The following is a 14,235-nucleotide window of genomic DNA, read 5'->3' on the forward strand; positions in this document are numbered from 1 at the left end:
CCCAGCGTCAAAGGTGCACCCGCCAAGCCGCTAGCCAAGGTGCTGCATGGTGACTTGTGGGGCAGGCGTGACAGCAAATATCATGCGCTGTTTGACAGCACGCTGGCCGGTTTTGACTGGCAACAACTGGAGCCGCAAGAGCCGCAGTTTGCTTTTATCCGCCGCAATGCCGGGCTGGACGAGCGGTATCAACAAGGCTTTGCCGTGCATGAGTTCATGCCGGTTAACTCGGTCGGCATTGTCACTGCCCGTGATGCGCTGACCATCGACAGCGATAAAAACAACCTTTGGCAGCGGGTGCAGGATTTTGCCCAGCTAGAGCCGGAAGCCGCCCGGCAGAAATACAAGCTGGGCAAGGATGTGCGTGACTGGCAAGTGGCTTGGGCACAGGAGGATGTGCGCAATAATCTGGAGCAGGATAAGATAGTGCCCATTGCCTACCGACCTTTTGATACCCGCTGGACGCTTTATACCGGCAATTCCCGTGGCTTCCTGTGTTATCCGCGTAATGAAGTGATGCAGCATATGTTGCAGGAAAACTTGGCGCTCGCAACGGCACGTAGTAATAAGACTTCAACTGTTGACCATTTTTTTGCAGTTAATACCTTGATGGAAACCAAGTGTGCTGAAAGAAGTACACAATCCGCTTTGTTTCCGCTCTACACCTACGCCATGAGTGCCGAGACGCAACAGCTTGAGCGTCAGGCCAATTTCAATCCCAAACTGCACGCCAAACTGCTAAAGCTGGCAAAACACCCGCAGCATGGCGAACCCGACGAACTGGCGATATTCGACTACATCTATGCCGTGCTGCATTGCCCCGCCTACCGCAGCGCCTACGCCGAGTTTCTGAAATACGACTTCCCGCGCATTCCATGGCCAGCCAGCCCTGACGAGTTTTGGCGCTTGCGCGAACAAGGCAGCCAGCTACGCCAACTGCACCTGATGCAGCCCGCCGCCATCGGCGAAACCCCTTACCCGCTACTGGGCGAAGGCGACAACTGCATCGACAAACCCAAACTGCAAAACAACCAAATCTGGATCAACAAAACCCAATACTTCGACCAAGTGCCCGACGGCGTATGGGAGTTCTACATCGGCGGCTACCAACCCGCACAAAAATGGCTCAAAGACCGCAAAGATCAGCAGTTGTCTTTTGCACAGGTGAAGCATTATCAAAGCATCCTGAAAATACTAGCTCGCACGGCGGAGATTATGCAGGGCATTCAGTTAGAAGAATTGCCTAATGAAACATAGGGGCTAGCGGCGGCAGGCATTAAGCCTGGGAAACGAGAGGAAACCACCCTTGTGAAATCAATTTCATCGGGTTAAATTGCCTTCACGATGACTGTGTTATGTAGAAGGCGGTCTAACACATGTTATCTATGTAAGGAATTCAAACATCAATGTTCAAAAAATTAGAAATTAGTCACTGGCGCCAGTTTGAAACTATTGATATTGATATCGATGAGCATATAACTATTCTTACCGGCGCTAATGGAGCAGGGAAGACGACTCTTCTGGGCATACTGAATCAACACTTTGGTTGGACGTCGACATTGCTTGCAACCCCCGAAAGAGAGGAATCTACAGGCGCTATAAAATTCTTCACAGGTATGTGGAAATCCTGGTTCAGCTCTGATGTGGAAAAGAAGGATTGGGTTGATGTAGGAACAATATGCTATATCGGCCACGATCCTGTATCTATTCAAATTCCGAAAGAAGCAGGCTCTCGTTACAACTTGAATTTCTCTTCAAACGTCCCAGTGAAAGGTATGCATGTGCCTTCTCACCGACCTGTATATAGCTATAAAGAGGTTGAGTCAATACCAACAAAGCCAAAAAGCAAAGAGGATTATTTTAACGAATATAACTCAAATATAATCGATAAATTTAGCAACACATCTGATTTCTTAAAAAATATTAGTCCAAGTTACTTGTTGAAGCAGTCCCTGATAGGCCTTGCAACTTTTGGGTATGGAAACAACCATGTTGTGGCTAACCAAGAGTACGCTGAACTCTTTGAGGGTTTTCAAGAAATCTTAAAAAGCTTGCTTCCAAAGAGTCTTGGGTTTAAACATCTAGAGGTCAGAATTCCTGAGGTTGTACTGGTCACGGATTCTGGAGACTTTTCAATAGATGCTGCGTCAGGAGGAGTTGCTTCTATTATAGGTTTAGCATGGCAAGTTTTTATGTTTTCTCAGAAAAAAGAACGCTATGTTATTACAATTGATGAACCTGAGAACCATCTACACCCATCAATGCAAAGAGAATTGATACCAAACTTGATTAAAGCATTCCCGAACGCTCAATTTATAGTGGCTACACATAGTCCATTTATAATTGGATCTTCAAAGAGATCACAGGTTTATGCTTTAGCATACAACGACTCCAATCGTGTTTATTCTCGAAAACTGGATATGATTGATAAAAGTGGAAGCGCAACAAAGGTTTTGAGAGAAGTTCTCGGTGTTCCGGTAACGGTCCCGGTATGGGTTGAATCTGAACTTTCAGAAGTGGTTAATAAATATTCTGAGCAGGGGGTTGATGAAGGCTTGTTTGAACGAATGCGGCAGGAGCTTGAAGGAAAAGGCTTGGAAGAGTTCATGCCGAAGGCGGTCTCCCTTGTTGTGGAGGGGTTGCATGATAAAAATAAATAAAGGGGAGAAGCCAAAAATACTCCATGATAATTCGGATGTATGGGTAGATGATCTTCTTGGATATATTCATCGCAATGAGAAAGTTCCACCCGCATTAGGAAGCAAGTATAACCACCCAGAAATAAAGGAGGCACTTAAAAAAGAAACTAACTCTAAGTGTATGTATTGTGAGAGTAAAGTTGGCCATGTGTCTTACGAACATATTGAACACATAAGGCCAAAAGCTAAAGAAAAATACCCAGAGCTGACTTTTGACTGGGATAATTTGGGGTTAGCCTGCCCGAAATGTAATATGAACAAAAGTGATGAATTTGACCCATTTTTGCCACTCTTAAATCCTTATGTCGATCAGCCCAGCGAGTACCTCTTTGCAGCAGGGCCGTATATTTATGGTAGACCTGGTGCAGCAAGGGGGCAGCTGACAGAAAAGCTTCTGGATTTGAACAGAGTTGAGTTGATTGAACAGCGACTTGAGAGAATTGAAGCTATTCGTCAGCTTATGGATAGCTATGAGAAAGAGCAAAATTTGACTCTTAAAAAGCTGATATTGAAAGAATTGCTTAAGGAGCTAGGTGTTGATAAAGCGTATTCATTTGTTACTAATTCGATGGTAAAAATCGTCGACCTTGAAGCAGCTTAGAGATAACAATCGCAGGGACAAAATTTCCGCTGCGCTACAATTTTGCCCGTGCTGCGGGCGTTATACCTCTAAGGAGTGAAGAGAGTTGCCAGAAAACAATGGAATGACTGATAGCATTAATGAAATGATGAATCGGATAGGTGATCTTGAAGAATCTGTCCGGAAATATGTTAATACCACGCGCTATCAGAATGACCTCCTGAGTGACTCAGATAATTGGAATCAAATATGTAGCTCGTTAGATACCATAGGGGATACGCTGTATTCACAGCAGGATTATTTAGATGAAGAATACCCCGCCAGCGTTGGCCTGAAATACATTTTTACTTATGGCCTTTTGCAATCGCTCTTTATTCAACAAGACGCAATGAACCACTTGTCTGAGGCATTTGGAATAAATTTTGAATTAACTGATCGCCTAAAGGAAATTCGGTCTTTGCGTAATGCTTCAATTGGCCATCCAACAAAAAACAAAACCAAAGGTTCAACGTACTACAACTACATTTCAAGAATTACGCTATCCAAGGCAGGCTTTACATTGATGCGAAGCTACGACCAGGGAAGCAATGAGTTTGTTGATGTTGATCTTTACTCACTAATTCATGACCAACTAAAAGATATTGAAGCAAGCTATAAACTATTGGATGAAAAGCTTAAAGAGGCCGATCGTGTGCATAGAGAAAAATACAAAGACAATTTGCTGGTTGATATGTTTCATTCGTCAATGAGTTATACCTTCAGCAAAGTAGCAGAGGGAATTCATTCACCTCACGGCAGCAATGTTGTTTTTGCTTTATCAATGCTAAATTCTATTCAGGAAACATATCAGAGATTTGAGTCTTCCCTATCAGAAAGAGGAGATCTCAATGAGTACATCAAGTATGACCTTGATGAATACAATCATGCATTGAATAAATTAGAAAGCTATTTAAAAGGCGATGATTCAAGTATGTCTGATGCTGACGCTAGGATTTATCACTTTTATGTTCGTGAGCAGCATAATCATTTCGAACAGATAGCAAAAGAAATAGATGACGATTATCGAGAAAAGGTATAACAAAGCCATCAAACCCGACGCTCGTACCTCGCGCGGCTTATGGCAACGTTATGTAAATTAAACCATGAATGATCTCGATAAAATCCTTAGAAACATTAAGCGAGTCACCGCTCCAGTACGGGAAATAAATGAGCGCCTGAATAGGGTTTTACCCCCATATATTCAGAAAATTAATGAAATCCTAGATCCAGTATCTCGGGCATTAAGCGCAAGCCAGCCTTTTTTTGAGCAGGTTGCGACTACAATGGCCAAGGTTGCAGAGGCCGCTCAGCGCTGGCAAAAAGCAAGAAAGACAGATGTCGCGGTAATGGCCGAAAGTGGCTGGTATCCAAACTGGTTTACCTTTTTCTACACCCCAGAAGCAGAGCCGCAATCTGTGGACGAGTTGATGATCATGCACCTCAACTCTAACTGGGAAGAAATCACACAAAAAATAATAGAGCTTTGCCCCAATCGAGCGCACATTCTCGAAACTGCCTTTAGCCTGCACAAGTCAGGAAACTATATTGCCGCTATACCACTTTTCCTAGCCCAAGCAGATGGAATTTGCTGTGAGTCGTTTAAAAGCTTCCTTTTCACGGGTAACGACACAGAGGAAAAGATTAAAGAATTAATAGAATCCGGTGAAATTGAAGCAAACATGTTTACCGACATATTTCTTGAGCCGTTCAAGCTTAAAAATCACCACAACGCAAGCATATCTAAAAGCAGCGTACAAGCCAAAAGCAAAGCTCCAAACCGCAATGGAATATTGCATGGCCATCGGAAACATTTAGATTATGGTACAGAGATAAACTCTCTAAAATGCTTTTCACTTCTTAGCTTTATTGTTTACTTCACGAAAGAAATTATCGTAAAAACATAACAATTGGTTCAAGTCGTTCGCTTCGTTCACTGCGGGACCGGCTAAAGCCGACCCCTTAACCAAACGTTAGGCTCGTCATGGCAGTTTTTCAATCCGCCCGAGAAGAATTCGTAGACTTACCGTCAAGCGCACAGCTCATAACTAGAGACTTCTGCTGTAGTTAAGCGTCGTTTAAATTCACTAGGCGGTAAATTGCCCAATGACTCATGAGGGCGTTCTTCGTTATAACTCATCATCCATGCCCAGCTCAATTCACGTACCTGAGCTAATGAGTTGAAAAGATGCGGGTTCCAGACTTCCGTGCGGTAGCTTTTATTAAAGCGCTCAATATACGCATTTTGGTTTGGCTTGCCGGGCTCAATATAACAAATCGTGATGTTATTTTCTTCGCACCACTGCGTAAAGGCGAAAGAGGTCATTTCACTGCCATTGTCTACACGAATCATTTTAGGAATCCCTCTTTCTGCTTTAAGCTGCTCTAAGGCTCTCACCACTCTGGCCGCGGGCAAGGAGGTATCAATCACGATATCCAAGGCTTCCCTGACCCCTTCGTCAATGATATTGAGTACTCGGAAACGCGTACCGTTATAAAGTGCGTCACTCATAAAATCAAAGGACCAACTATAATTGGATTCAGCGGGGACCTCTAAAGGAGCCGGCTCTCGTTCGGGTAATCGCTTCTTTGTACGACGTTTTTGATTCAAATTCATCGCACAATAGATACGCCAGACACGTTTAAAATTCCACGGTTTTCCATCGAGGCGCAAGCGATAAAAACATTTCCAAAAACCCCAACGGGATCGGGTTGGCTCTTGGATAATCGCATTGAGCGCATCAATAACGGGCTGATCCCGTTCAAGACGACGTTGACTTGGGTCAGGCCGGTACCAACTGCGACGAGACAAGCGTGTCAAACGACATGCCTTAGCAATGGAAAGCGAACCCTGCTGAACCAAGTGTTGGGTCGCCTCTCGTCGTCGCTCCGGCGTTAAAGCTTTCCCAGTAAATCCTTGATCGCTGCGTTTTCCAAAGCCAATTCAGCGTACATTTTCTTAAGCTTTGCATTCTCCGCTTCAATATCGCGTAATCGTTTTAAGTCAGACGCCTCTAAGCCGCCGTACTTGCTCTTCCATTGATAATACGTTGCGCTGCTAATTCCATGTTCCCGGCAAAGGTCGGTTACTTTGGCTCCTTGTTCAGCGAGTTTTAAAATGCTAACGATTTGGGCTTCGGTAAATTTAGATCGTTTCATGATTTCCTCCATATAAAGAATAATGGCAGAAATCTCTATGTTTAGCTTGTGCCTTTTTAGGGTAAGTCTACGTTACAAACCATGCACCCGATAGAAGGCTTTATTCAACAAGGTAGTAGCGACAGTTGGCGGCAGCACGTTGGCCGTTATTGTCTGGATAATCCGCTATTAATCATTGGTGTCTGCGCTGCGCTGGCCGCGCCTTTGTTGTACTTGTGTGGGGTGGATGGTTTTGGTTTACACCTCTACGGTGCCAGCAGTACCGGTAAGACCGCGGCGTTGTATCCGGCATTATCGGTGTGGGGCGAACCTAATCAGCTGCGTCACAGTTGGCGTGCCACGGCCAACGGTTTAGAAGGCACTGCGTTAGCCCATAACGATGCCTTATTGGCGCTCGATGAAATGGGCGAAGTTGACCCAAAAGAAGCAGGCGATGTCGCTTATATGCTCGCCAATGGCCAAGGTAAAACCCGCGCAGGCAAATACGGTAAAATGCGCTTACCCGCCCGTTGGCGCTTGGTGTTTTTATCCACTGGTGAAGTGACGCTCGAAAGCCATCTTGCCAGTATCGGCAAGCGTGTAAAAGCAGGGCAGCAAGTGCGCGTGATTGATCTTAGTGCCGATGCCGGAGCGCAAATGGGCGTGTTTAACCATAGCCATGGCATGAACGCCGCCGATTTGGCCGATCACCTAAAACAGCAAAGCCGCCAACATTACGGCAGCTTGGCCTTGGATTGGTTGCGGTATTTAACGCAGCACAGCGCGCAGGTGCGACCCGTTTTCCAAAATGTACGCCAACACTTTTTAGCTAGTTTGCCAACCGAGGCTGACGGACAAGTGCGCCGAGTCGCCGAAAAATTTGCCTTACTGGCCAGCGCTGGCCTGTTAGCCATTCAAGCCAAAGTACTTGATTGGCCAGCTCAAAGTGTCGAAGCCGCCTGTTTAAGCCAGCTAAACCAATGGATACTTGCCCGCGGTGGTGTGGCCGCCAATGAAGACCAACAAGCCATCCGCCAAGCCAAGTACGAAGCTTTATTGAGCAACATGGCGAAAGCCGCTTTACGCTTAAACAATCCGGTTACAGCAGCCAAGTACGCCAACGAGCAGGTTGGATAGACACCAGCGGCCCACAAACCCTCTACCTGTTTTATCCAACCGGTTGGCGTGAAGCCACCGAAGGACTCAGCCCAGAGCGCGCCGCCAAAGCACTGATGGCCGCAGGCTACCTAATCCCTGATGGTAATCGGCCACAGCGCAAAGTCAGTCTGCCCGACAACACCCGCCCACGCATGTACTGTGTTAAAGGCAGCATCTTGGATGACTAAAAAGGCGATGAATCCTGTGTAGGCTTGTCGCCTTGCAGTGTACCGCCAGTCAACCTAAGGGCTGGGCGAGGATTAAAAGCTAAGGCAGACAATACCGCTAGTGTACTGATTGTGTACTTGCAGTGATTGGTGATCGCCATTGCACTGAATGATGGAAAATAATCTTGTGATCTAATCAGTAGATGATAAGATGTCGGGTATGTAAAAATGCACAGTTACCAAGGGCCGTGTAATGGAAGAGCTTAAATTTGGGTTTGATTCTCACGATATACCAGTAACGCTGGTTAACAATACATAGCCAAACTATGCTCGCGCGTCGTTCTACTTTCGTCAGGATGGTGAGTACTATCTGCTTTGGGTTGAGCACCAAAATGTTGAGTATCGAGAGAGTGATGACTTACCAAGATATGCCATAAGCTGCGCCATCAACGAAGGGGATGATGAAAATCCCGAAATTTATAGCGACACATTCAAAAACGATATTTTTAGATCCGATGACGTTAAAGACTTGATCGCGTATTTCTATTCTTAGGTTTCATCTTCAATTTTTGTTAGTAGAGAAATATGGAAAACCTCAAAAAATCGCGCTGCGTGATTGGCATTAAAGGGCAAATGCCCGACCCCGATTACCCCGTTGACATCTGGTTCGATTCGCTGAAATCAGTGGCTAATGTGCTGTCAAAAGAAAATCAGCAGTTGTTAAAAGTAATTGCCGAGCAACAGCCGCAATCATTGACAGAAATCGCGTCTATTTCAGGAAGAGCTTTAAGCAATGTAAGTCGTACGCTAAAAACTATGGAAAAGCATAGTATTGTAGAAATGATCCCTAATGGGAACTCAGTTCAAGTTAAAGTATTAGCCTATAATTGGCTTGTAGTATTAGGTAAACTCTAAATATGAAGAAAAAAGCCATGAAACCCATAAAAGTTGTATCTCTATTTACTGGTGGAGGTGGACTCGATCTGGGTTTGGAAGCTGCAGGCTTTCACACCATTTTTGCAACAGATATAGATGAGCATAGCTGTATCACTTTAAAGAGCAATAAAGAAAGATGTGAAAGTTTAAATAAAAATATCTTAGAAGATGCAATTATTATTCAGAAAGATATTAAGGAGCTTAGTTCTAATTTTATTTTAGAACAGGTAGGTCTAGTAGTTGGCGAACTTGACCTTCTGGCCGGTGGGCCGCCCTGCCAAGCTTTTAGTGTGTTTGGAAAGCGTAAAGGAAAGGAAGATCCAAGGGGCTTATTAGCTTATGAATATCTACGTTTACTTTCTGAACTGGAGCCAAAAGCTTTTTTCTTTGAGAATGTTTATGGTCTGCTAACTATTGACAATGGCAGTGTTTTTGAAGATCTTTGTGAAAAATTAAGTAAACCAAAAAATGGTTTAAATTACACACTTTCGATTTTTAGATTGAACGCGGCTGATTATGGTGTGCCGCAATTTAGAGATCGTGTGTTTATTATAGGTAGTAGAGAAGGTAAATCAATTAAAGAAATCCCTCCAATATGTGGAGGGTCTAAATCGGAAAACAAAGATTCTTTAATGCCATATCGTACCGTTGCTGATGGCTTAAGGAATATTCCTCCTATGGGAGAAGTTCTAGCTAACCATGTAGGCAGAAAGCATAGTGATAGGATTATTGAACGTTATGCCTCACTTAAATTTGGGGAGCGAGACCCTAAAACTAGAATTAATAAACTTGATCCAAATAGACCTAGCTTTACCATTATCGTCGGGTCTGATAAGGGTGGTGGTAAAGGGCACGTTCATCCTTATGAGCCTAGGGAAGTTACTCCGAGAGAATCTGCTAGGATGCAGACTTTCCCAGATTGGTGGGAGTTCTCAGGTACATCTCGCCACTCGATAAGACAGGTTGGTAATGCAGTACCTCCTCTGCTGTCTGCGATGATTGGAAGAGAAATCGCCAGTTCAATTTTCGGTGAGCCTAAAGAAAAGCTTGCAAACATAATTGAAAAATTGTCCTTGGAATATTTATTTAAGGAAAATATAAATGAGATATGAGCATTGGACAAAGATAGATGATGGTGCAGAGGGGGCGTGGGCAGCTGATATATGGCTTAGTGCTTTAAGGATAATAAGTCGACATGAAGGCGAGTCAATTTATGACGCTGACTCGCCAATATATGTTGAATTAGAAAGGGAGATCCCAGAACTAACTTGGCGATCATTTGAAGGTGATTCGTTCAGGCCATACTTTAGAGATTTTTCTAAACCATGGACAATACCAAACGTTGCTAGTTTCGAATCGACTTTTAAGGTTACTGAAATGGGGCAAGAGTTATTAAAAGGGAGTGTTTCAGAGTTAGAGTTTTGGATAAAGTTCTTATCAAGATACCAAGAAGGAACTGATTTTCCATTTGTAGAGCTAAGCTGTGCTTTTCTTAAGACGGATAAGTCACTAACTCTTGATGAAGTATATTGGGGTGTTGTTAGAAGTTTCCGCTCAGAAAACAATGATCAACTTGTATTTAGTGACTTACCAAATGAGGTGATTCCATCAACTGCTAAAAGACGATTGACCTTAATGTTGCAACTTATGGAGCGTACAGGTGCAATTTTAAAGATAGGCAACGGCTCGAAGCAACGATGGAAGCAGTGGGATCGTAAGATTTTAAAAAAATTGTTTAAGAAAGCTATCAATAGTGGAATTGATCGTGGCCAATACAGTGCAATTAATAAGCCTTTCCTCCTTCTCGCAGGTATCTCAGGTACAGGTAAAACTCGTTTTGTGCGTGAGCAAGCAAAAACCTCGGGGCAGTTTACAGAAACCTATTGTTTAACCTCGGTGCGCCCCGACTGGCATGAGCCTAGCGATTTGCTTGGCTATATCTCGCGCTTAAATGGCGCTGCCGAATACATCACCACTGATGTATTGCAGTTTATCGCCAAAGCGTGGCGTGCCATTGCTGATAGCGGCTTAACCGTTGAAGTGCAAGAAAGCGAAGACCAAGGCGAGCGTTTAGTCGTGGCCGGTGAACGTGATGAGTTAGATAAGGTGCTGCCTTACTGGCTGTGTTTGGATGAAATGAACCTTGCCCCTGTTGAGCAGTATTTTGCTGATTATTTGTCGGTGCTGGAAACCCGCGAATGGTGTTGGACAGGTGATAGCTTTACCTACAGCAGTGATGCGCTATTAAAACCCGCCACCATTCATGAAGTCGCTGATAAAGAAAAGCTGCGTGAAACGTTAGGCTTTGAGGGTTCGCAATACGATGAGCTGTGGGCAGACATTTGCCAATATGGTTTAGGTATTCCGTTTAACATGCTGGTTGCGGGTACGGTGAATATGGATGAAACCACCCATGGCTTTTCGCGCAAAGTGATTGACCGAGCGCTGAGCTTTGATTTTGGTGCGTTTTTCCCTAACGACTATAACGACTTTTTCACCCCAACTAGCTGTAATAAGCGCCTTAGTTATCCCATTTGGTCACACGCCAGACAAGCGGATTTAGCCAGTACCTTTGATGCTGATGGCGCAAAGACGGTGGCGTTTTTATCGGCCGTTAATGCGGTGCTAAAAAATACACCGTTTGAGTTGGCGTTTCGTGCACTGAATGAATTACTGCTTGCTGTAGCTAGCAGCCAGCCCAAAGACGAACTTACCCTAAAAGCCGTATGGGATGACTTTATGATGTGTAAGGTTCTGCCGCGTATTGAAGGCGATACCGATAAACTGACTACCTCAGATGGTAAGGCTTTGTTGGTTGAACTTAATACTGTGTTGGCAGACCAGTTAGCCCCCATTTGGTTGGCGTCTGACACAGACGAAGACGGTCAACGCCCTGACTTGTATCGTGAGAAAATTGTGGCCGATGGTGTTCCTGATGAGGAAAAAACACTGTTCATTCCGTGCCGTTCAAAAGCGAAGTTGAAGTGGATGAGCGAGCGATTAGACAGTGCTACCTTCACCAGTTTCTGGCCTTAATGGGTTGGTGTTGTTTGATGCTTTTTGCAATGAATGCAACCCATAAAAAACCGTACAGCGAAGGCGTAGGGAGTGGTAGGGAATGCCAGAGTTAATACGATTACAAACCCCTGACTTTGAGTTTTCGGTTTGGGCGAATGATATTAGCCAGCGATTGAGTGTGTATCAGAATACAATGGCGCACAGGGAGAGCGCTAATCATGCGCAACCTAGCTATGAATTGCGCTTTGCGCCAGCAGTGCAGCTGAGCAATGCGATTGAACCGCAAGGGCTAGTTGCAGATGGTTTGGTACAAAGTGGGTTAGATGAAAGTGATTTAGCCGAAAACGATCTTGTTGCCAATGGCTTAGCGAAACACGCTGAGCTGACATTAAATTCCCCGCTGTTTTTTGAGAATACTCAGTACCAGTTTGAGTGGGTCTTTTTTAGTGAAGTAACTCATGCGCGGTTAACCCATCGCAGCCAAAACGTGAATGAGGCGTTTCGTTTTGCCCCCGAAGTAAAAACCGCAAGGGGTGTAGTGCCCGCACGTTTAACCGGCATCATTAATACCGGGAATGATGTGGGCTGGTTACGTTTGCCACTTACCTTTGAGCACAATGGCAAAACACAGACTCAGCATATTGCCTTTGAAGTGCTGCCAACCAAAATGGCACTGCACCAAGACTTGCCCGCTATGTATCAAGCCATCGACAAAGTTTACCCCCTTTGGCGCTTTAGTTTGGTAGAGAAAACCGAGCAAGACGCAGCGACCAGCCAGCAACGTGGGCATTTTCCACTGATGTGGTTGGCTAATTTTGCCGCGTTAAGGGAGCGCTTTGAGCAAGGCTTAAAAGTGATTTGTGCCGCACCCCATAGCCGCTTGCAAACAACGGTTGCTAATATCAAAGCGGCTAAATTAAAAGACGGCTTGCCGCATAAGTTAGCAGAGCAAGTCAAGCAAGACTTTGCCAATGGCCAGCACGATAAACGCTATGCGGTTGAAAAAAAGAAGCTGAGTGTGGATACCCCAGAAAACCGCTTTATCAAAATGGCGGTGAGTAAAAGCAAACGGCAATTAGCGGAATTTGAACAAAAGCTTAGGCAAAGTAACCAAGCACCAGAACGGCAACGGTTGTCGGATTCGTTTTTAAATGAGCTACATAGTTGGCAGCAGCCGCTACAAAAAGTGTTAGGTCAGAGTTTTTTAAAAGAGGTGGGTGCATACACTGGGTTAAGCCGTGAGTCGTTAGTGCTACAGCAAAAAACTGGTTACAGTGCGGTGTATCGTGTTTGGCAGGAGCTGAAATTTTATTTAGATGTGTTTGGCAATCAGTCGAGCATTTCAATGAAGTCGGTGGCTGAGATTTACGAAGTGTGGTGCTTTTTGTGTTTGAAACAGATTTTAGAGCAGGATCTCGGCTTTGAATTGGTGGAAAACGGTGCGACTAAGCTCGCCCAGAATGACTTTTTTGAGTACCAACTAAAAGATGGGTTTGCTGGAGCCTTTCGTTTTAAACGCAGCGATGGTGTGACCGCTCGGCTGGCACACGAGCCGAAATTTACCAAAAAGGGCCAATCAATCCGCTCGTACTTGGTTAACCAAGAGCCGGATATTGTGTTGGAAGTGACACTGCCTAAAAGCGCTGATTTAACGAAAGCAGACTCATCAGAAGAAAAGCAGTTTATTTGGCTGTTTGATGCCAAGTACCGCATTAAAACCGAGAAAAACCGCTTTGATGATAGCAATGAAGATATTGAAAATACGGATTACGTACCAGACGATGCTATCAACCAAATGCACCGTTATCGTGATGCTCTCATTCGTTTATCAGAACCTCACGGACATGAATCATCAAGTGGAAACGCTGGCCAACCTGCTAAAAAAAGCCGCCCAGTTTTTGGTGCGTTTGCTTTATACCCAGGCTTTTTTAATCAAGCCACAACACCCAACCCCTACGCAGCTGCTATAGAAGAAGTGGGTATTGGCGCATTTGCCCTGTTACCTAGCCAAGATGAGCCTAGTCAAACTGATCCTACCCAGACTAAGAGCAGTTATTCCGGTCACCAGTGGTTGCTAGCGTTCTTGCAAGCGCAAATTGGAACAGCGCCGAATACACAAACAGGGCAAAACAATGAAGCCATGTATCCCTTGGCTGGCATGGCGGAAAAGCTCTACGTACAAGACGCTGCACGCATACCTTATTACGGTATGCGCCAAGTACTGTACCCTGATTTGACGATGACAGTGGCATTGGGTGGACAACGCGGCCGTGATAATGGCTACTTTGAAAAATTTGAGCAAGGTACAGCGCAGTGGTATCACCTGCCGCAAAGCACGTTTTTGCAGAAATTTAAGCAGCACATTGCCGAGGAAATTCGTTATTTAGCGTTGGCGTCTACTTCTGATACCCAAAGTTCAACCAAGCAAATTGACAAGCTCTGGCCAGTTAGACGAGTCACAGTGTTACCACGCTACGCCATTACCGAAGAACAAGCGGGTAAG

At 44.8% G+C, this 14,235-nt stretch carries 9 protein-coding genes and 2 pseudogenes; 10 read left to right on the plus strand and 1 reads right to left on the minus strand.

The genetic code is table 11. The annotated features are described in order from the left end of the window. From Q1V74_RS07970 to Q1V74_RS07990, 5 genes are all read left to right on the plus strand, one after another. Window positions 1-1,257, plus strand: a 1,257-nt coding sequence (locus Q1V74_RS07970; protein WP_366524663.1) for a type ISP restriction/modification enzyme, incomplete at its 5' end; no start/stop codon positions are given. A 149-nt stretch (window positions 1,258-1,406) separates the two neighbouring features. Further along, a complete protein-coding gene (locus Q1V74_RS07975; protein ID WP_300647929.1) occupies window positions 1,407-2,660 on the plus strand; it encodes an AAA family ATPase in 1,254 nt (417 codons plus the stop codon). Then, the gene (locus tag Q1V74_RS07980; RefSeq protein WP_300647932.1) at window positions 2,644-3,300 is read left to right on the plus strand and encodes an HNH endonuclease; all 657 of its coding nucleotides are present in this window, start codon (window positions 2,644-2,646) and stop codon (window positions 3,298-3,300) included. Before Q1V74_RS07975 ends, Q1V74_RS07980 begins: the two co-directional genes overlap by 17 nt. Window positions 3,301-3,385: 85 nt before the next feature. Continuing rightward, window positions 3,386-4,357: a hypothetical protein gene (locus Q1V74_RS07985; RefSeq protein WP_300647935.1), complete on the plus strand. Its 972-nt coding sequence runs from the start codon at window positions 3,386-3,388 to the stop codon at window positions 4,355-4,357. Window positions 4,358-4,421: 64 nt separating this feature from the next. Continuing rightward, window positions 4,422-5,222 (plus strand): hypothetical protein, encoded by an 801-nt coding sequence (locus Q1V74_RS07990; protein WP_300647938.1) that lies wholly within the window; start codon window positions 4,422-4,424, stop codon window positions 5,220-5,222. A gap of 122 nt (window positions 5,223-5,344) precedes the next feature. Here the strand turns inward: Q1V74_RS07990 and Q1V74_RS07995 are convergent. After that, a pseudogene (locus tag Q1V74_RS07995) lies at window positions 5,345-6,474 on the minus strand (IS3 family transposase). Window positions 6,475-6,546: 72 nt separating this feature from the next. Between Q1V74_RS07995 and Q1V74_RS08000 the strand changes: the two are divergent. The 5 genes and pseudogenes from Q1V74_RS08000 to Q1V74_RS08020 all read left to right on the plus strand — a co-directional run. Continuing rightward, a pseudogene (locus Q1V74_RS08000) lies at window positions 6,547-7,799 on the plus strand (DUF927 domain-containing protein); the annotation flags it as partial. Between the two features lie 564 nt (window positions 7,800-8,363). Beyond that, window positions 8,364-8,693, plus strand: a complete 330-nt coding sequence (locus tag Q1V74_RS08005) for a helix-turn-helix domain-containing protein (RefSeq protein WP_300647941.1) — start codon at window positions 8,364-8,366, stop codon at window positions 8,691-8,693. A 2-nt stretch (window positions 8,694-8,695) separates the two neighbouring features. After that, complete coding sequence (locus Q1V74_RS08010; protein ID WP_300647943.1) at window positions 8,696-9,826, plus strand: DNA cytosine methyltransferase; 1,131 nt, start codon at window positions 8,696-8,698, stop codon at window positions 9,824-9,826. Further along, complete coding sequence (locus Q1V74_RS08015; RefSeq protein ID WP_300647945.1) at window positions 9,816-11,750, plus strand: hypothetical protein; 1,935 nt, start codon at window positions 9,816-9,818, stop codon at window positions 11,748-11,750. Before Q1V74_RS08010 ends, Q1V74_RS08015 begins: the two co-directional genes overlap by 11 nt. An 82-nt stretch (window positions 11,751-11,832) precedes the next feature. Continuing rightward, window positions 11,833-14,235, plus strand: a 2,403-nt coding sequence (locus Q1V74_RS08020; RefSeq protein ID WP_300647947.1) for a restriction endonuclease-like protein, incomplete at its 3' end; no start/stop codon positions are given.

Origin of the sequence: Paenalcaligenes sp. (assembly GCF_030152715.1) — a bacterium.
Lineage (GTDB): Bacteria > Pseudomonadota > Gammaproteobacteria > Burkholderiales > Burkholderiaceae_B > Paenalcaligenes > Paenalcaligenes hermetiae.

What these genes read in the sequence shown, in the direction of transcription:
- Q1V74_RS08015 (WP_300647945.1), top strand. Translation starts at nt 9,816, where the DNA reads ATGAGATATGAGCATTGGACAAAGATAGATGATGGTGCAGAGGGGGCG.
- Q1V74_RS07980 (WP_300647932.1), top strand. Translation starts at nt 2,644, where the DNA reads ATGATAAAAATAAATAAAGGGGAGAAGCCAAAAATACTCCATGATAAT.
- Q1V74_RS08010 (WP_300647943.1), top strand. Translation starts at nt 8,696, where the DNA reads ATGAAGAAAAAAGCCATGAAACCCATAAAAGTTGTATCTCTATTTACT.
- Q1V74_RS07975 (WP_300647929.1), top strand. Translation starts at nt 1,407, where the DNA reads ATGTTCAAAAAATTAGAAATTAGTCACTGGCGCCAGTTTGAAACTATT.
- Q1V74_RS08005 (WP_300647941.1), top strand. Translation starts at nt 8,364, where the DNA reads ATGGAAAACCTCAAAAAATCGCGCTGCGTGATTGGCATTAAAGGGCAA.
- Q1V74_RS07990 (WP_300647938.1), top strand. Translation starts at nt 4,422, where the DNA reads ATGAATGATCTCGATAAAATCCTTAGAAACATTAAGCGAGTCACCGCT.